At 69.2% G+C, this 19,313-nt stretch carries 14 protein-coding genes; 7 read left to right on the top strand and 7 right to left on the bottom strand.

Annotated elements, in window-relative coordinates; genetic code table 11:
• Positions 1-110: 110 nt before the first annotated feature.
• The gene (locus ACLBWH_RS07605) at positions 111-605 is read right to left on the bottom strand and encodes a methylated-DNA--[protein]-cysteine S-methyltransferase (RefSeq protein WP_447797936.1); all 495 of its coding nucleotides are present in this window, start codon (positions 603-605) and stop codon (positions 111-113) included.
• 329 nt (positions 606-934) lie between these two features.
• Here ACLBWH_RS07605 and ACLBWH_RS07600 point away from each other — a divergent pair, with 329 nt between their 5' ends.
• Together ACLBWH_RS07600 and ACLBWH_RS07595 are read left to right on the top strand one after the other, a co-directional pair.
• Positions 935-2,578 carry a DUF5597 domain-containing protein gene (locus ACLBWH_RS07600; protein WP_447797935.1) on the top strand — a complete coding sequence of 548 codons (1,644 nt, stop codon included), beginning with the start codon at positions 935-937 and terminating at the stop codon, positions 2,576-2,578.
• Positions 2,579-2,588: 10 nt separating this feature from the next.
• On the top strand, positions 2,589-5,447 hold the full coding sequence (locus ACLBWH_RS07595; protein WP_447797934.1) for a TIM-barrel domain-containing protein: 2,859 nt from the start codon (positions 2,589-2,591) through the stop codon (positions 5,445-5,447).
• 340 nt (positions 5,448-5,787) lie between these two features.
• Here the strand turns inward: ACLBWH_RS07595 and ACLBWH_RS07590 are convergent, their stop codons facing one another.
• The gene (locus ACLBWH_RS07590) at positions 5,788-6,759 is read right to left on the bottom strand and encodes an alpha/beta hydrolase (RefSeq protein WP_322848802.1); all 972 of its coding nucleotides are present in this window, start codon (positions 6,757-6,759) and stop codon (positions 5,788-5,790) included.
• Complete coding sequence (locus tag ACLBWH_RS07585; protein WP_447797932.1) at positions 6,756-9,230, bottom strand: glycoside hydrolase family 3 N-terminal domain-containing protein; 2,475 nt, start codon at positions 9,228-9,230, stop codon at positions 6,756-6,758. Before ACLBWH_RS07585 ends, ACLBWH_RS07590 begins: the two co-directional genes overlap by 4 nt.
• A 122-nt stretch (positions 9,231-9,352) precedes the next feature.
• Here ACLBWH_RS07585 and ACLBWH_RS07580 point away from each other — a divergent pair, with 122 nt between their 5' ends.
• From ACLBWH_RS07580 to ACLBWH_RS07565, 4 genes are all read left to right on the top strand, one after another.
• Positions 9,353-10,849: a tryptophan halogenase family protein gene (locus tag ACLBWH_RS07580; RefSeq protein WP_447797930.1), complete on the top strand. Its 1,497-nt coding sequence runs from the start codon at positions 9,353-9,355 to the stop codon at positions 10,847-10,849.
• Entirely contained in the window at positions 10,846-12,291 is a 1,446-nt protein-coding gene (locus tag ACLBWH_RS07575) for a tryptophan 7-halogenase (RefSeq protein ID WP_447797929.1), read from the top strand. Before ACLBWH_RS07580 ends, ACLBWH_RS07575 begins: the two co-directional genes overlap by 4 nt.
• The gene (locus ACLBWH_RS07570) at positions 12,288-13,760 is read left to right on the top strand and encodes a tryptophan halogenase family protein (RefSeq protein WP_447797927.1); all 1,473 of its coding nucleotides are present in this window, start codon (positions 12,288-12,290) and stop codon (positions 13,758-13,760) included. Before ACLBWH_RS07575 ends, ACLBWH_RS07570 begins: the two co-directional genes overlap by 4 nt.
• A 96-nt stretch (positions 13,761-13,856) precedes the next feature.
• On the top strand, positions 13,857-16,451 hold the full coding sequence (locus ACLBWH_RS07565; protein WP_447797925.1) for a sensor domain-containing protein: 2,595 nt from the start codon (positions 13,857-13,859) through the stop codon (positions 16,449-16,451).
• Between the two features lie 67 nt (positions 16,452-16,518).
• Here ACLBWH_RS07565 and ACLBWH_RS07560 read toward each other — a convergent pair whose 3' ends face one another.
• Complete coding sequence (locus ACLBWH_RS07560) at positions 16,519-16,929, bottom strand: DUF3597 family protein (protein WP_447797923.1); 411 nt, start codon at positions 16,927-16,929, stop codon at positions 16,519-16,521.
• 119 nt (positions 16,930-17,048) lie between these two features.
• On the opposite strand from ACLBWH_RS07560, the gene ACLBWH_RS07555 reads away from it, so the two are divergent.
• Complete coding sequence (locus ACLBWH_RS07555) at positions 17,049-17,639, top strand: DUF4142 domain-containing protein (RefSeq protein ID WP_447797921.1); 591 nt, start codon at positions 17,049-17,051, stop codon at positions 17,637-17,639.
• Between the two features lie 109 nt (positions 17,640-17,748).
• Here the strand turns inward: ACLBWH_RS07555 and ACLBWH_RS07550 are convergent, their stop codons facing one another.
• The 3 genes from ACLBWH_RS07550 to ACLBWH_RS07540 all read right to left on the bottom strand — a co-directional run bounded on the left by ACLBWH_RS07550 (position 17,749) and on the right by ACLBWH_RS07540 (position 19,269).
• Positions 17,749-18,042, bottom strand: coding sequence for a CsbD family protein (locus tag ACLBWH_RS07550; RefSeq protein WP_038662454.1), 294 nt, complete (start codon positions 18,040-18,042; stop codon positions 17,749-17,751).
• 92 nt (positions 18,043-18,134) lie between these two features.
• Entirely contained in the window at positions 18,135-18,506 is a 372-nt protein-coding gene (locus ACLBWH_RS07545) for a reverse transcriptase-like protein (RefSeq protein ID WP_447797919.1), read from the bottom strand.
• A gap of 166 nt (positions 18,507-18,672) precedes the next feature.
• Positions 18,673-19,269, bottom strand: a complete 597-nt coding sequence (locus ACLBWH_RS07540) for an arylesterase (protein ID WP_447797917.1) — start codon at positions 19,267-19,269, stop codon at positions 18,673-18,675.
• Positions 19,270-19,313 lie beyond the last annotated feature (44 nt).

Here is a 19,313-nt window from a genome sequence, read left to right as displayed (position 1 = left end):
TGAAGTAAAGAATCGTTATTAATCAAATAGTTAGCTTGATAGGCCGTCACCGGCCCGCGGGGCGGGCCGCAGCGCGATCACCGATGTGTGCAGAAAGTTGCACAGGCTCGTCACAACGGCAGTTCGCCGGCACGGCGCTCCAGCGCGAGCAGCAGCGCCTTGGCCGGCAGACCGCCGGCGAAGCCGGTCAGATGGCCCGCGCTGCCGACCACGCGGTGGCACGGCGCGACGATCGACAGCGGATTGCGACCGTTCGCCGCGCCGACCGCGCGCGACGCCGCCGGCCGGCCGATCGCCCGCGCCAGGGCGCCATAACTGCGCGTCTCGCCATACGGGATGGTCAGCAGCGCCGCCCATACCTGTTTTTGGAACGCGGTCCCCCGCCAGTCCAGCGGCAGGTCGAAGACGGTGCGCTCGCCGGCGAAATAGGCACGGAGCTGGCGGGTGGCTTCGACAAGGATCGGGTGATCCGCCGCCGCGGAGAGCGGACCCAGGCGAACGCGCAGCGGATCGTCGTCCGGCCACAGCACCGCGACGAGTCCGATGTCGCTCGCCACCAAGGTCAACGTGCCGACCGGCGAGTCGCAGGGGGTCGAGAAGAGCATGGCGGCACCATAACAGCGCAGCGGCGGTCGGAGCAGGGCGCGCGGCCACAAAGTCGGCGAAGGCAAAGCGCGGTGGCGTCCCCATACGTCCGCCCACCCCGTCACCCCGGGAAGCGGCTCGAACCTCGCCGGCCGGCGGATGGGAAGAGCGAGAGCGCCCGCGAATACCCGCCCCTTATCAACCCCTTGCCCGCGCCCCGCGAGCGACCCCGCCGCATCGCGCTAACCATCTATTATGTCTTACTTATCGACATTCGGCTCGCCGCTTGGTAGCGCCACCATCAGCAAAGCGGCACCCGCGGGGGCCGATGCGATCTGGGAGGATGACGATGACGGGCAGGAACACGCGGTGGATCACCGCGCCTTTGGTGGCGGCGGCAATCGGGCTCGGCGCACTCCCCGTGCAGGCGCAGACCGCCGCGCCACTGCCCAGGATCGTCGCCCGCGACGGACGCCACGCGCTGATGGTCGACGGCGCGCCGTTCCTGATGCTGGGCATCCAGGCGAACAACAGCAGCAATTACGCCGGCATGCTGCCCAAGGTGTGGCCGATGGTCGAGCGCATCCACGCCAACACGCTGGAGATCCCGGTCGCCTGGGAGCAGGTCGAGCCGGTCGAGGGGCAGTTCGATTTCGGCTATGTCGACGCCTTGCTCGCCGGCGCGCGGACGCATGACACGCGGCTGGTGCTGTTGTGGTTCGGCACCTGGAAGAACACCGGGCCGAGCTACACGCCGGCCTGGGTGAAGAGCGATCCCAAGCGCTTCCCGCGGATGCGCAAGGCGGACGGCTCGACGCACCCCACCTTCAGCCCGCACGCCCGCACCACGCTGGAGGCGGACAAGCGCGCCTTCGTGGCGCTGATGCAGCATCTCAAGGCGAACGATCCCGACCATCGCGTCATCATGGTGCAGGTCGAGAACGAGACCGGCGTCTACGGCCAGAACCGCGATCTCTCGCCCGCCGCGCAGGCGTTGTTCCGCCAGCCAGTCCCGGCGGCGCTGGCGAAGCAGACCGGCAAGCGCGGCGACTGGACGAGCGTCTACGGCAAGGTCGCCGAGGCGGCGTTCAACGGCTGGTACGTCGCGCGCTACGTCGACGAGATCGCCGCGGCGGGCCGTGCGGTGCTCGACCTGCCGATGTACGCCAATGCCGCGGTCGGCAGCCCCTTCGCCACGCCCGGCGAGGACGGCGGCGCGAGCGGCGGCCCGAACTGGACGATCATCGACGTATGGAAGGCGGCGGCGCCGCATCTCGATGTCGTCGCCCCCGATCTCTACAATGCCGATCCCAAGACCTATGCCGCCTTCCTCAAACTGTACGGCCGGCCCGACAATCCGCTGATGATCCCGGAGACCGGGAATGCGATCGCTTATGCGCGCTATCTGTGGCCGGTGCTCGGCCATGGCGGCATCGGCTTCGCGCCGTTCGGTTTCGACGATACCGGCTACGTCAATTACCCGCTCGGCGCCAAGGTGATCGACGCCGAGACGATCGCCGCTTTTGGCGACAAATTCGCGCTGATGGCACCCAATGCCCGCGGCTGGGCGAAGGTCGCGCTGGAGCATCCGACCTGGGGCAGCGCCAAGCCCGCCGACGCCTCGGACGAAAGCGGCGTGCTGGGACGGTGGAAGATCACCGCGCAATATGGCCAGTGGCAGTTCGGCGATCGCGACTCGCAATGGCTGAAGTCCGATCCCAACCCGACGCGCGACCAGCCGGTCGGCGGTGTCGCGGTAGCGCAGCTCGGGCCGGACCGCTTCCTGCTCGCCGGCTCCGACGTGCGCATCAAGATCGACCGCGCCACCGCAGCGAAGGGCGAGAACACGCAATTGCTCAGCGTCGAGGAAGGCAGTTTCGACGCCGCCGGCACCTGGACGACGCTGCGCGTCTGGAACGGCGACCAGACCGATTATGGCCTCAATCTCACCAAGCCCACGCTGCTCCGCGTGACGCTCGGCACGTATCGTTAAGGACCGCCCGATGACCTTCCGTTTCCTCGCCCGCGCCGTCGCGGGCCTCGCCGTCTCCGTATCGGGCACGGCGCTCGCCTCCGAAGTGCAGAAGATCGACCAGGGCGTCGTCGTCACGCCCGACAGCGGCCCCGCCAAGCGCGTCCGCGTCGTCGCTTATGGCGACGACAGCTTCCGCGTCACCGCGGTCCCCGGCACCGACCTCACCCTGCCCGACAGCCTGATCGTGGTCGCCAAGCCGCACGGCGCGCCGGCGATCAGCGAGGGCGCGGGCGTCATCACGCTCAAGCTCGCCAAGGCGAGCGCCGAAATCCGCCTGTCCGACGGCCACCTCACCTTCCGCGACGCGGCGGGCAAGGTGCTGCTCGACGAGGCGGGCCGCGCCGCTTTCGCCCCCAGCGTCGAGGGCAAGGGCTATGTCGCCACGCAGCAGCAGTTCAACCGCGCCACCGACGAAGGCTTCTACGGCCTCGGCCAGCATCAGAACCGGCAGATGAACTATAACGGCGAGGACGTCGAACTCGCCCAGCACAATATGGACATCGCCATCCCGTTCGTCGTCTCGACGCGCAATTACGGGCTGCTGTGGGACAACAACTCGATCACCCGCTTCGGCAATCCCAAGCCCTATGCGCTGGTCGGCGACGGGATGAAGGTGTCGAACGGCGGCAAGCCGGGCTGGACCGCGCAATATTACCTCGGCGACAGACTGGCCGCGACGCGGCAGGAAGCGACGATCAACTATCAATATATCCGCGATCAGGCGCGCTGGCCGGCGGAAGCCAAGGCGCAGACCGTCGCCTCGGCGGACAGCGGCCAGAACACTGCGGGCAAGGTGGTCGGCAAGCAGCGCGTGATCTGGACCGGCACCGTCGATCCCACCGTCACCGGCCTGCACAAGTTCCGCCTCTACGGTTCGAGCTATTTCAAGGTCTATGCCGACGGCAAATTGGTGCTCGACCGCTGGCGGCAGAACTGGAACCCCTGGTACCATAATGTCGAGCTGTCGATGACCGCCGGCAAGCCCGTCGCGATCCGCATCGAATGGGAGCCGAACGCCGGCTATATGGCGTTCTTCCACAACGATCCCCTGCCCCAGCCCGATCGCCAATCGCTGTGGCTGTCGTCGGAGGCGGGCAAGGCGGTCGATTATTACGTCGTCGCCGGTGCCGATATGGACGCGGTCGTCGCGGGCTATCGCGGGCTCACCGGCAAGGCGCCGATGATGCCGCAATGGGCCTATGGCTTCTGGCAGAGCCGCCAGCGCTACGAGACGCAGGAGCAATTGGTCGGGGTCGTGCGCGAATACCGCAAGCGCCAGATCCCGCTCGACAACATCGTCGAGGATTGGTTCTACTGGCCGCAGGATCAATGGGGCAGCCACCAGTTCGACAAGACGCGCTTCCCCGATCCGCAGGGCATGGTGGACGAGGTCCACAAGCTCAACGCGCAGTTGATGATCTCGGTCTGGCCGAAATTCTATCCCAATACCGACAATGCCAAGGAACTGGCCGCCAAGGGATTCCTGTACCAGGGCAACCTCAAGCTGAAGAACAAGGACTGGGTCGGGCCGGGCTATCTCAACACCGATTACGATCCTTATTATCCCGAAGCGCGCAAGATCTATTACCGGCAGGTGCGCGACAACCTCGTCAAGCTCGGCATCGATGCATGGTGGATGGACGCGACCGAGCCCGACATCCATTCCAACCTGTCGATCGAAGAGCGCAAATACGTGATGGGGCCGAACGCCTTCGGGCCGGGCGGCGCCTATTTCAACAGCTTTCCGCTGGTCCATGCGGCGGGCTTCGCCGAGGGGCTGCGCGAGACCAATACCGACAAGCGGCCGTTCATCCTGACCCGGTCGGGCTTCGCCGGCCTGCAACGCGCGAGCGCGGCGCTGTGGTCGGGCGACGTCGCCGCGCGCTGGGACGATCTGCGCGATCAGATTTCGGCGGGCGTCAATCTGTCGATGTCGGGCGTGCCCAATTGGACGCACGACATCGGCGGCTTCGCGGTCGAGGATCGCTACACCAATGCCGAGCCCGCCGCGCTGCCCGAATGGCGCGAGCTGAACCTGCGCTGGTTCCAGTTCGGCGCGCTCAGCCCGCTGTTCCGCAGCCACGGCGAGACGCCCAAGCGCGAGATCTACGAACTGAGCGCCAGCGATCCGGCGATGGCATCGTCGATGCTGTGGTACGATCAGCTCCGCTATCGCCTGATGCCGTATATCTACACCACCGCCGCCGACACCTATCACAAGGACGGCAGCATCATGCGCGGGCTGGTGATGGACTATGCCGCCGATCGCAAGACGTGGAACGTCGACGACGAATATCTCTTCGGCCGCGACCTGCTCGTCGCACCGGTGACCGCGTTCAAGGCGCGTTCGCGCGCGGTGTATCTGCCCGCGGGAGCGGACTGGTACGATTTCGCCAGCGGCCGGCATTACACGGGCGGCCAGTCGATCACCGCCGTCGCGCCCTATGAGCGGATGCCATTGTTCGTGCGTGCGGGTGCGATCCTGCCGACCGGGCCGGCGGTGCAATATGCGCGCGAACAGCCCGGCGGGCCGATCGTGCTGCACGTCTTCACCGGCAAGGACGGCGCGTTCTCGCTGTACGAGGACGACGGCGTGACCCCCGGTTACGAGTCCGGCAAGTTCGCGCGCGTGCCGCTGACGTGGAACGAGCAGGCGAAGACGCTGACGATCGGCGCGCGCGAAGGCAGCTATCCCGGCATGGTCGCGACGCGCGCGGTATCGGTACGCTTCCACACCCCGGGCAAGGCCGAGGCGGTGGACTTCGCCGAGAATGGCGCGACGCGGGTGAGCTACACCGGCAAGGCGATGACCGTCCGGATGAAGTGACCGCATCTTCCTCCCCAGCAAGGGCAGGGCGATCGCATATGGCCATTGGGGTGTTGCAACGGCTTTCCCATCCCCGTCATGCCGGACTTGATCCGGCATCCCGCTTCTTCGCGCCGTCCAAAGAAGCGGGACCCCGGCGCAAGGCCGGGGTGACGAAGTGGATTTGGAGGGCGTACGACTTACCGTGAGGGCCATATGCGATAGCCCTGCCCGCAAGGGGGAGGGGGACCGGCGAAGCTGGTGGTGGGGGAGGACACGGGACGCCAATGATGCTCCCGCCCTGTCCTCCCCTCCGTCACGCCCCGTGGGCGCGCGCCCCCTTGCGGGGGAGGATTTTGGTTCAGACGGGGAACACGCCCTTGCGTGCGGCATAGGTCGCGAACAGCGTCGGCCATGCCGCCGTCGGCACCGTCTTGGCCAGCCGCACGCCGAAGCCGTGGCCGCCTTCATCGAACAGATGCATCTCCGCCGGGCGTTTCGCCGCCAGCAGCGCCGCATACATGGTGATACTGTTGGCGATCGGCACCGCGCCGTCGTCGCCGGCGTGGACGAGGAACACCGGCGGCGTCTCCGCCGTGACGCGCGTCTCGACCGAGGCTGCCGCGACCTCCGCCGCCGAAGGCGTCGCCCCCAGCAGATTGTCGCGCGAACCCTTGTGCGTGATCGCGGCATCCATGCTGATCACCGGATAGATCAGCCCAGCGAGATCGGGCCGCGCCGACAGCGTGTCGGCGGCATCGACCGGCGCATAGACGCGCTCGCCATGCCGCGTCGCCAGCGAACCGGCGAGATGCCCGCCCGCGGAGAAGCCGATCACCGCGATCCGCTTGGCATCGACGCCGAAGCTGCCCGCACGGCTGCGGATCACGCGCATCGCACGCTGCGCGTCCTGCAGCGGCACCAGCCGCCGCTCGCCCCAACCCTCGCCGGGCAGGCGATAGAGCAGGATGAAGCAGGTGACGCCCAGCGCATTGAGCCAGCGTGCCTGCTCGATCCCCTCATTGTCATAGGCGAGGAAGCCATAGCCGCCGCCCGGTACCAGCAATACCGCAGCACCGTTGGGACGCGCCGGCCGCTTGACGACCAGCGCCGGCACGTCGACGCCGGTCACCCAGCGGTCGGTGAAGCTCGCGGTCTTCGACCGCTCCTCGACCTTGCGCGGGATCGTCTTGCCCGGTGCGCCGGGAATGCGGCCCGGCCACAGCGGCACGACCTCCTCCCCGGCGACGGTCTGCGCACCCGCCGCGCCGGCGAGCGTCAGCAGCGCCGCACCGCCGATCAGGCCGCGCCGCGAGAGACTAGCGTCGCTCACTTGGCACCACAGGCGATCGGGGTGGTGGCGCTGCCGATGCGAATGCTCGACACGTCGATGCCGAGCGCACCGCTGCTCGCCAGTTCGAACGGCTTGGTCACCTTGTTCATCGCGATCCCCTGATTGGCGAAGCACCGCAGCGGCACCGCCACGGTCGCCCAATCACCCACCGCCAGCCGGTTCGTCAATGGGACCATCGCGGACTTACCCGTATCCGCGATGCCGACGCTGACCGTCCCGGTCGGCTTGGCGGTGACGCGGTAATCGACGATCAGGCTGAGATCGCCGTTGGATTCGCGCGTCAGGTCGATCGGCATCGCCTGTTCGATTCCGACGCTGCCGGCCCCCTTGTAGGCGAGGCGCAGGCTGTCCTCCTGCCCGCTGCGGTCGGTGCGGGTCTGCACCGCCGCGCCGGTCGTGCCGATTCGCGCGCCCCCGGCGACGCGGCCGCGGACGAACAACGCATTCTGGTCGCCCGCCGCGATCTTCGGCTTGGTCTCGTCGAGCCGGGCGAGTGTCGCCTTGTCGGCATAGGTCAGGCCGAAGCCGATCGGGAACAGCGGATCATAGCCCGGATCGGTGCGGTTGAGCACATTCTGGTCGATCCGCTTGGGCCAGCTGAAGCTCAACTTGCCGTGGAAGTCGGCGACCGGACGGCCGCTCTTGCCCGCGACCAGCACGTCGGCGACGCCGCCGCCCTCGGTCCCCGGCAGGAACGCCGCGACGAAGGCGTCGGCGGCGTTCAGCTCGGGATTGACCCACATCGGCCGGCCCGAGAGGAAGACCGCGACGGTCGGCACCCCCGCCGCCTTCAATTTCTTGAGCAAAGCGAGGTCGCTCTTGTCGTCGGGGCTGTATTCGAGGCTCGGCCGGTCGCCCGTGAATTCGGCATAAGGCGTCTCGCCGAACACGACGATCGCGACGTCGGGCTTGGCGGTGAAGGCACCGTCGACCGCCAGCGTCGCCTTGCCGCCGGCGGCACGTGCCGCCGCATCGATCCCCGACCAGATCGACTGGCCGTTGGGGAAATCCTTGTTGGCGACGTCGGTGCCCTGCCAGGTGATCGACCAGCCGCCGGCCTGCTGGCCGATATTGTCGGCACCGCGCCCGGCGACCAGGATGTTGGCGCCCGGCTTCACCGGCAGCACGCCGCCGTTGTTCTTGAGCAGCACGAGCGATTCACGCACCGCCTGCCGCGCGATCGCGCGATGCTCGGGCGCGCCGAGTAGCGCGAACTTGCCCGACATCGGCCGCGCCGAGGGCCGGCCGTTGTCGAACGTGCCGGCGATCACCTTGACGCGCAGGATGCGGCGCACCGCATCGTCGAGCCGCGCGGCGGGGATCGTGCCGGCCTTCGCCTCGCGCAGCGTATTGGCGTAGAGTTCCTTCCACTTCGGGCCGGAATACATGAACATGTCGAGCCCGGCGTTGATCGCGGGCGCGCAATCCTCGTTGGTACAGCCGGTCACCTGGCCGTGCGCGTTCCAGTCGCCGATGGTGAACCCCTGAAAGCCCCAGCGGTCCTTGAGCACGCCGGTGAGCAGGCTCTTGTTGCCCGTCATCTTCTCGCCGTTCCAGCTCGAGAAGCTGGGCATCACGGTCAGCGCGCCGGCGGGCAGCGCGGTCATATAGCCCGCGCCATGTACCTCGCGCAGCACCGTCTCCGACACGCGCGTATCGCCCTGGTCGTGGCCGCCGGTGCCGCCGTCGCCGAGGAAATGCTTGACCGAGGCGATGACGTGGCCAGGCTTCATGAAGTCCTGCCCGATCGTGCCCTGGATGCCCTCGACCATCTGGCCGGCATAGGAAGCGACGATCGCCGGGTCTTCGGAATAGCTTTCGTAGGTGCGGCCCCAGCGGTCGTCCTGCACAACCGCGACGGTCGGCGCGAAGCTCCAGTCGATGCCGGTCGCGGCGGTCTCGGCGGCGGTGACCGCGCCGATCTTCTTGATGAGCGCGGGATCGCGCATCGCGCCGAGGCCGATGTTATGCGGGAACAGCGTCGCGCCGACGATATTGTTGGCGCCGTGTACCGCATCGGTGCCCCAGATCACCGGCACCACCGGACGGCCGTCCGAGCGCTTGACCGAGGCGTCGTAGAAGGCGTCGAACAGCTTGAGCCATTCCGGCGCGGGCGCGAATTCGTCGCCGTTGGGCGCGGAGTTGCCGCCGTTGAGGATCGAGCCGAGCTTGTACGTCTCGAGATCCCCGGGCGTGATGCTGGCGATGTCGACCTGGATGAGCTGGCCGACCTTGTCCTCGATGCTCATCTTGGCGAGGATCGCGGCGACGCGCGCCTCGACCTTGGCGTCGCGCTTCAATTGCATCGGCAGCAGCGGCCATTGCTCGGGATGCGCGGTGGCGGCGGCGGGAACGGCGGCGCTTGCCGCCTGCTGCTGCGCAACCGCGGGCGACGCGCCCACCATCAGCGCGAGTGCTGCGCAAGCCGTACCGAACCTCAAAACCATCATCCTCTCCCCGGGAGCCGTCTCTATCGTGATAGCGGCACCAAAGCCGTGCCACGAAGCCGCTGTCAACGATGGACATTCCCTGTAGAGGTCGTGGGAACCACGGGGCGAGAGGAAGAGGGTCGGTGCAGGCGGAGCAGCGGATCAGGGTGGTGATCGTCGGTGGCGGCACCGCCGGCTGGATGACCGCCGCGGCCCTGGCGACGCTCGCACCGGGCGCCGCGGAGGTCGCGCTGGTCGAATCGCAGGAGATCGGCATCGTCGGCGTCGGCGAGGCGACGCTGCCGCATCTGCGCGCCTTCGTCACCCGGCTCGGCATCGATGAGGCGGCGTTCATGGCCGCCACCCATGCGACCTTCAAGCTCGGCATCGAGTTCCGCGACTTCGGCGCGATCGGTGATTCCTACATCCACCCGTTCGGCAGCTATGGCCGGCCGCTGGATGGCGTCGGCTTCCACCATTATTGGCTACGCCGCCATCACGCCGGCGCGACCGCGGCGATCGGCGACTATTCGACCGCGGTGGTCGCCGCCGCGGCGCAGCGCTTCACCCGCCCGGGCAGCGACCCGCACGATCTGGCGAGCGCCTTCGGCTATGCCTATCAGTTCGACGCGACCCGCTTCGCGCCCTTCCTGCGCGCGCATGCCGAGGCGCGCGGGGCGGTGCGCACCGAGGGACGAGTGACGCACGTCGACCGCGATGCGGAGAGCGGCGACGTCGTCGCGATCACGCTCGCCGACGGCCGGCGGATCGAAGGCGATTTGTTCATCGACTGCTCGGGCTTTCGCGCGCTGCTGATCGGCGGCGCGATGGACGAGGCGTGGGAGGATTGGTCGCACTGGCTGCCCTGCGACCGCGCCGTCGCCGCGCCCTGCGCCTCGCCCGACGGCGGTATCGAGCCGTACACCCGCGCCACCGCGATGGCCGCGGGCTGGCGCTGGCGCATCCCCCTCACCCACCGCATCGGCAACGGCTATGTCTATTCGAGCGCGCATCTGTCCGAAGGGGCGGCGACCGACGCGCTCGTCGACGCACTGGAAAGCCCGCCGCTCGCCGAGCCGCGCCACCTGCGATTCCGCGCCGGGCGGCGGCGGCGCAGCTGGGTCGGCAACGTGCTGTCGATCGGCCTTGCCTCGGGATTCCTCGAACCCCTGGAATCGACCAGCATCTATCTGGTGCAGATGGCGATCACGCAATTGGTCGAGCATTTCCCCGCCGCCCGCGTCACCGACGCCGATCGCGACGGCTTCAATGCCTTGGTCGACGCCGAATACGACCGGCTGCGCGACTTCCTGATCCTCCATTATCACGCGACGACGCGCGACGATTCGCCCTTCTGGAACCACGTCCGCACGATGACGATCCCCGACAGCCTCGCCGAGAAGATGGCGCTGTGGCGGCAGACCGCGCAGGTGTCGCGCTACAGCCACGGCCTGTTCCTCGAACCGAGCTGGGTCGCGGTGTATCTCGGCCAGAACGTCGTGCCCGACGGGTGGGACCCGCGCGCCGATCTGCCCGACGGCGCCGCGCTCGACCGCGCCCTGGCCGCGCTGCGCGGCGGTATCGCCGCCGCGGTCGCGACGATGCCCGATCACGCGGCCTATCTGCGGGCGGCGGCGTGAACCGGCGCGAAGGTTTGCAGAGCGTCGTGGTGGTCGGCGGCGGCCTCGTCGCCTTGACCGCCGCGCTCGGCTTCGCGCGCGCGCTGCCGCACGCGACGGTGACCTTCGTCGCCACCGCGCCCGACCCGGCGGCACTCGCCGACCGCCTGCCCGCGGTGACGCCGCAGGTCGCCGAGGCGTTCGACGCGCTGGGGCTGGACGAGGCGGCGATGGTCGCCGCCGGCGCGGCGACGCACCGCGTCGGCGAGCGTTTCGCCTGGGGCGATGCGGCCTTCACGATCGGCGAGGGCGACGGCGTGCCGAGCGTCGCCGGCGCGGCGGTGCACCAATTGTGGCTGGCGCACGGCGACGGCCCCTATGACGCGCTGGTTCCCGCCGCGACACTGGCGGCGGCGGAGCGGTTCTCCCCGCCGGCAAGCGATCCGCGATCGCTCCTGTCGCGCGTCAATTACACGCTACGGCTCGATGCCGATGCGGCGACGCCGTTCTTCGCCGCCGCGCTGCGTGCGGCGCGGGTGCGCGTCGTCGCGCCGCAGCAGCTCCGCGTCGTTCGCGACGGCGATACCGTGCGCGCGCTGACGATGGACGACGGTGGCGCGCTGACCGGCGACCTGTTCATCGACGCGACCGGACCCGCCGCCCTCCTCGCCGCGGAGCATGCCGCGTGGCTCGACTGGCGCGACACCTTGCCCGTCGACCGGCTGCTGCTCGGCGTCGCGCCGCCGCGCCCGTCGCCGCTCGACCGGTACGAGGCGACCACCGACGGCTGGGCCGCGCGTTGGCCGCTGGCGGGTCGCACGCTCGCCGGTCTCGCTTATGCCAGCGCGACGACCAGCGACGCACGCGCCGCCAAGCAGATGCCGCACAATCGCGAACGCATCGCGATCCGGCCGCGGCGGCAGGTCGCGCCCTTTGCCGGCAACGTGCTGGCGCTCGGCGACGCCGCCGCGACGCTGGGGCCGCTGGGCTGGCCGGGCTATACGCTGGCGCTGGCGCATCTCGAACTGGCGTTGGCGCTGATGCCGGCACGGACGCCCGAACCATTGCTCGTCGCCGAATACAACCGCCGCGCGACGCTGCGCGCCGACCGCTTCCACGCTTATGCCGCCGCCTTCTATCTGGTCGGCCGGCGGCGCGGCGACGTCTGGCATGCGCTGCGCACGCAGGTGCCGCCCGCCGAACTGGCGACGGCGCTCGCCCAATTCGGCCAGCGCGGCACGCTGCCGCCGCTGGAGGAGGAGATGGTGCCGCAGGCGGCATGGCAACAGGCGCTGATCGGGCTCGGCGTCCGCCCGGTGCGCGCCGATCCGCTGGCGCTGTCGGTGCCGCGGGCAAGCGCGGTCGCCGCGCTGACGCAATTGCGCAATGCCGTCGCGGCGCTGCCCGCCGGCCTGCCCGCCTATCCGGAGTATCTCATGGCAGCACAACGGGGCAGGCGATGACCGCAACACCGATCGGCCGGGTGGTGATCGTCGGCGGCGGCACCGCCGGCTGGATGGCGGCGGCCGCCGCCTCGCGCTTCCTCAACGACGGGCAACGCACGATCACTTTGGTCGAATCCGACGCGATCGGCACCGTCGGCGTCGGCGAGGCGACGATCCCGCCGATCCGCGGCTTCAACGCCCGGCTGGGGATCGACGAGGCGGAGTTCCTGCGCGCGACCGGCGGCACGCCCAAGCTCGGCATCGAATTCGTCAACTGGGGCGCGTCGGGCGATCGCTACATGCACCCGTTCGGTACGCCGGGTCACGACATCGAGGGGCTGAACTTCCACCAGCTCTGGCTCAAGCTGCGCGGCGAACCGGAGATCGGCGACTTCGAAGGCTATGCGATGGCCGCCGTCGCCGCGCGCGCCGGCCGCTTCGCGCCGCCCTCCCCCGACCCGCGCTCGCCGCTGTCGGGGGTCGATTATGCCTATCATTTCGACGCCGGCCTCTACGCCGCCTTCCTGCGCCGCCGCGCCGAGGAACAGGGCACGATCCGCGTCGAGGGGCGGATCACCGGCGTCGAGCAGGACGCGCGCGGCCATGTGACCGCGGTGCGGCTGGAGGGGGACCGGCGGATCGCGGGCGACCTGTTCCTCGATTGCTCGGGTTTCCGCAGCCTGCTGCTCGGCGAGACGATGGGCGTCGGGTTCGAGGATTGGTCGCACTGGCTGCCCTGCGACCGCGCGATCGCGGTGCCGACCGAACGCACGCAGCCGCTGCTGCCCTATACCCGCGCCACCGCGCACGATTCCGGCTGGCAATGGCGCATTCCGCTGCAACACCGCACCGGCAACGGCCATGTCTACGCCAGCGCCTTCACCGACGACGACACCGCGGAGCGCGTGCTGCTGGCGAACCTCGACGCGGCGCCGACCGCGGCGCCGCGCCGCCTGTCCTTCACCGCGGGCCGGCGGCGGCAGAGCTGGGCGGGCAACGTCGTCGCCCTGGGCCTCGCCGGCGGCTTCCTCGAACCGCTCGAATCGACCAGCATCCACCTGATCCAGGAAGGGATATCGAAGCTGTTCGCGCTGTTCCCGGACGCCCGCTTCAGCCCGGTCGAGCGCGACGAATACAACCGGCTGATGGGCAATCATTACACCGCGGTTCGTGACTTCATCATCCTCCATTACGCCGCGACGCGTCGCGACGACACGCCGTTCTGGCGCCACGTGCGGACGATGGACCTGCCCGAGACGCTGGCCCGCAAGATCGCGCTGTTCCGCGAGAAGGGGCGCATCTTCCGCTACGACGACGAGCTGTTCACCGTGCCGAGCTGGGTGGCGGTGCTGCTCGGCCAGGGGATCATGCCGACCGGCTACGACCCGATCGTCGACGCGCTCGACGCCGATCGGGTCGCCGGCGCGCTGCGCCAGATGCGTCGCCAGAATGCCGCGCTGGCGCAGCAACTGCCGCTCGCCGGCTGACGCCACCCGCGAACCAGTCAAAACGGTTCCGTTACCGTTCGTTAAGTGCAGGCCACCCAAGCCGGTCGGGCGACCGATCGCGCAGAGGAACCAAAAGTGGATCGTTGGGGGGAGAGCGGGTTTGATCGCAAGGAGTTGGTCGATTTCGAATCGCCCGGCGGCGAGGGCGAAGACGCGGCGGACACCGTCGCGATCCGCGCCGCAGTCGCCCGCGCGGTCGCCGGCCTCGACACCGGGCTGCCGCTGAGCACGGTATTGAGCCGCGCCGACATCGGGCTGCTCCACCGCGACCGCCACCGCCGGGTGCTCATCGTCAACGACCGGTTCTGCGATCTCGTCGGCCGCGACCGGGACAGCCTGTCCGGTCTGTCGGTCGAGGCGTTCATCCACCCGGACGACCTGCCCGGCGTGATCGCCGCCTACGCCCACCACCAGCCCCGATCGACGCCGTTCAAGGTCGAGGCGCGGTTCGTCCGGCCCGATGGCAGCACCTTGTGGTGCGACATCAACGTGTCGTTCGTCTGCGATGCGACCGGCACCGCGATCTCGACGATCACCATCGCGCAGGACATCTCCGCCCGTCGCGCGGCCGAGGCGCGGCTGCGCGAGAGCGAGGAACATTACCGCCACACCGTCGAACTCAATCCGCAGATCACCTGGACCGCGGGCCCGGACGGCGAGGTCGAATCGGTCAGCTCGCGCTGGCAGGATATCACCGGCGGTGCGCCCTGCGATGCGCTGGGGCGGCGCTGGCTCGCCGCGCTTCATGCCGACGACCGCACCGCGACCGCCTCGGCGTGGCGGGCGGCGGTGGCGAGCGGCAGACCGATCGATATCGAATATCGATTATGCTCGCCCGACGGCGACTATCGCTGGTTCCGCTCGCGCGCCGCGGCCCGCTGCGACGAGCAGGGCGCGACGATCCGCTGGTACGGCACGCTGGAGGACATCCACGACCGCAAGCTCGCCGAACGCGCGCTCCGCAACAGCGAGCGGCGCTTCCGCCTCGCCGCGCATGCCGCGGGCCTCGGCATCTGGGATTATGATGCGACCAGCGGCCAGCGCCAATGGTCCGACGAGCTGAAGGCGATGCTTGGCCTGCCGCTCGACGCCGCCGCCTCGGTGGCGACCGCGCTCGACCTCGTCATCCCCGACGATCGCCACCGGCTCCAGGCGCTGATCGCCGCGGTCGACGCCGGCGACGGCAGCCACCGGTTCGACACGATCCTGCGCATCCGCCGCGCCGACACCGGCGAGGAACGCTGGATCAAGACCGGCGGCTGGCGGATCGAGGCGCCTTCGGGCAAGCTCAGCCGCGTCCTCGTCACCACCCGCGACGTTACCGAGGAACGCACCGCGGAGGAGCGCATCCGCTTCGCCGCGCATCACGACGCGCTCACCGGCCTGCCCAATCGCGCCAAGTTCGGCGAACAGCTCGAAACCGCGATCGCCCGGGCGCGGCAGGCGGGCAGCGATCTCGCGCTGGTGCTGCTCGACGTCGACGATCTCAAGGAAACCAACGACACGATCGGCCACGACGCCGGCGACATCGTGCTGCGCACGCTCGGCACGCGCCTGCGCGACGCGCTCGGCGAGGAGGCGACGCTGGCGCGGCTCGGCGGCGACGAATTCGCCGCGGTGATCGAGAGCCGCGACGATACGCAACAGGTGATCGCGCGGGTGCGCGCCGCGTTGCAGGCGGTGCGCGAGCCGCTGTCGCACGACGGACGCATCCTCGACTGCCATGCCACCGCCGGCGGCTCGATCTTCCCCGCGCATGGCGCGACCGCGACCGAATTGCTCAAGGCCGCCGATATCGCGCTCTATGCCGCGAAGGCGCAATATCGGGGCGGGCTTTTGATGTTCGAACCGCCGATGCGCGCGGATCTGCAGCGCCGCTCCTCGATGCTCAGCATCGCCCGCGACGTCATCCGCGACGACCAGATCATGCCCTTCTACCAGCCCAAGGTGGCGCTCGGCACGGGCCGGGTGTGCGGGTTCGAGGCGTTGCTGCGCTGGCAGCACCCCACTTTCGGCCCGCAGGCGCCGGCGACGATCGCCGCGGCGTTCGAGGATTTCGAGCTGGCGCAGGGGTTGAGCGAGCGGATGCTCGGCGCGATCGTCGGCGATATGCAACGCTGGCTCGATGCCGGGCTCGACTTCGGGCGGATCGCGTTCAACCTGTCGCCGGCGGAATTCCGTCGCGACGACCTGACCGACCGCATCCTCGGCCGCCTGGAGCGGGCCGGCGTGCCGTTCGACCGGCTCGAGCTGGAGGTCACCGAGACGGTGTTCGTCGGCCGCGGCGCGGAATGCGTCGCCTCGATGCTGGAGACGTTCAGCCGGGCCGGCGTGCACATCGCGCTGGACGATTTCGGCACCGGCTATGCCTCGCTGACCCATCTCAAGGCGTTTCCGGTTCACACCATCAAGATCGACCGCAGCTTCATCAGCCACATCGACCGCGACGCCGGCGATGCGGCGATCGTCGACGCGGTGGTCGCGCTCGGCCATCGCCTCGGCATGACCGTGGTCGCCGAGGGGATCGAGACCGAGGATCAGGCGCGCTACCTGCTCGGCCAGGGCTGCGATGTCGGCCAGGGCTTCTGGTTCGGGCACAGCGTGCCGCGCGACGAGGTGCCGGCCATCCTGCACCGCCGCCACCCGATCCCGCGCGTGGCGCTGGGGTAGAAAAGGCGGGCGGCGTCGGTCGCGAGACGCGGGGGCCGGCGCGGACCGCCTGCCCCCGCCCCGTCGATCAGCCGCGCAGGCTGTCGGGAACGATGCCGCCGTTCTCGGCGAGCTTCGCCATCACCGCGCGGTGCAGCGCGATGTTCTGCTCGGCGCTGCCGTCGTCACCGGCATGCACGCCGAGTTCCTGACCCAGTTCCTTGCGCGCCGAAAGGCTGGAATCGAGGTCGAGCAGCTTGAGCAGGTCGACGATCGACGACTGATAGTTGCCGCCGCCGTTCTTCATCGTCGCCATTTCCGACAGCACCGCGCCGACATCGACCGGCTGGGCGGGCGCTTCCGGCGCGGCGGCGGGCGCTGCGGCCGGTGCAGGCGTCGGCGTCGGTGCCGCCTGCGTGGTCTGCGGCGCGGCGGGGGCCGCGGCGGCATCCTGCTTGTGGTGGAATATCTTGCCCATGATGTTGCCGAAAATGCTCAACGCGTGTCTCCTGTCGGTTGGGATGAACGTGCAACGTCGGGACGCCCGGAACGCTCCCCCGGGAAACGGAACGCGTCGCAACGCCCGGACGTTCAGCGCGCGCAACGAGGGAGTTTCACATGCTCAAGAAATCCATAGTCATCCTGTCGGCATCGGCGCTGGCGCTCGCCGCCTGCGGCCAGAAGACCGACACGACCGCCGCGAACGACACCGCGCTCGCGACCAACGACACGACCGCGTTCGACGCGAACACGGCCGGCACCGCCAATACGGTAGCGCCTGCGACCGGCGGCCAGGCCTTCGTCAACTCGGCAGCGGCGAGCGACGCGTTCGAGATCGCGACGTCCAAGCTCGCGCTCGACAACAGCAGCTCGGCCGCGGTGAAGAAATATGCCAACCAGATGATCACCGCGCACACCGCCTCGACCGACAAGCTCAAGGCGACCATCGCCGGCCTGGCCCCGGCGCTGATCCCCGATCCCAAGCTCAGCGCCGAGCAGCAGACGATCGTCGATTCGCTGAAGACCAAGAAGGGCGCGGACTTCGACGCCGCCTACATCACCGCCCAGCAGTCGGGCCATCAGCAGACGCTCGACCTGCTCCGCGGCTATGCGGCGACGGGCGACGTGCCCGCGCTCAAGACCTTCGCGACCGGCCTCGCGCCGACCGTCGCGGCGCACCTCAACATGGCGAAGGCCCTCAAGTCCTGATCGGACGCAAGGCGTGGCCCGGATCGCCCGGCGACGCCGTCACGGGACCAACGAAAAGGGGCGCCGGCTGTTGCCGACGCCCTTTTTGCTATCCGCTGGGTACCGGCGATTACGCCGAGGTCTTGCCGCGCAGCGTGTTCAGGATCGCGAGACCGACCACACCGGCGAGCGCGGCTGCCGCGAACGGACGCTCGTTGGCGAACTTGCGGGCCTTGTCGGCGAGCGGTGCGGCGTTCTTGGCAACGGTTTCCTTGGTGTCGCCAAAGGTTTTCTGGACCTTGCCGCTGATCTGATCGACCACGCCGGCGTTCTGCGTCTCGGTGTCGCCGGTCGCCTTGCCCAGGCCTTCCTTGAGCTTGCCGGTGAGATCGCCTGCCGTACCTTCGATCTGATCCTGATTCATGTCGGTCGCTCCTGTTAGATGATGACGGCGACCAACGCTTCATCACCCCAGTGTTTCCGCCGATCGTTCCGCATGTGCGAAATGAACGCAATTCAGCGCGGATGGCGGCGGGAGAGCGCGATGCCGGCGAGGTTCTTCGACCGGCCGACATGGCGGACGTGGACGCGCGCCAGCCCCGCGGTCGCGGCGCGATAGGCGGCGAGATGCGGCTGCAAATGCAGACTGCGGCAGCGCCAGCGGCCGAGCGCCTGTTCGACGATCGTGCGCGCATCGCCGATGAACACCGCATCCTCGGCACCCGCCGCCACCGCGATCTCGACCGCATAGAGCAACGCCAGCCATTCCGCGGTGCAATTGTCGCCGGGACCGAGATCGTCGCGGATATAGGTGCGCCCGCCGGTCACCACCGCAATCTCCATCCGGTCGGGATTGGGCCGCGATCCCCCGTCGAAGTGCAGCGTCATGCGATCCATCCGTCCCCCCTCGCCCGCAGCGCAATGGCATATGAGCTTTCATAAGTCGCCCGTGTTCCAAACCCACCCCGTCACCCCGGCCTCGCGCCGGGCTCCCGCTTCTTCGAACGGCGCGAAGAATCGATAGCCCCGCCCGTCGCCTGCGCGAAGGCGGGCGTCAGGCCGCCGCCCTCAGCGCGGATCGCAGCGCCGCGGTGACCGCGGGCGCGACCTGATCGACGACGAGGCCGATCGCGCGGGCATTGGGGTGGATGCGGTCCGCCAGCGTCATCGCGGGATGGCCGAGCACGCCGGCGGGAAAGAAGGCGCAGGTCGCCGCACCATGCTGCTCCGCCACCGCGGCGTGGATGCCGGCATAGCCCCGCGTCCGCTCGGCGAACACAGCGGGCGGCTCGATCGTGGTCATCAGCACGGAGATGCCGCACCGCGCGAACTCGGTCAGCATCGCATCGAGATTGGCGCGCATCCGCGCGGGCGCGATGCCCCGCAACACGTCGTTGGCGCCGATCTGCACCACGGCGAGATCGGGCCGGTGCGACAGGCCGGCGAGCGTCCGCGGCAGCCGCGCGAGCGCATCCTGCGACGTGTCGCCCGACCGACCCGCGGCGATCACCGCCGCATCGGGCCAGTCGCTCCGCAGCGCCTGTTCGAGCCGGGCCGGAAAGGCATCGGCGGACGCAAGGCCGTAACCGGCGATCAGGCTATCGCCATAAGCCAGCAGCAGGGGATCGGCGGAAACCGGCGATGGAATCATCTCATGTCCTTGGAAGATCGTCCGTGATGTAGGCGGCGCCGGCG

This window comes from Sphingomonas sp. M6A6_1c, from assembly GCF_053345135.1.
This window is presented reverse-complemented; position numbering and strand designations above follow the sequence as displayed.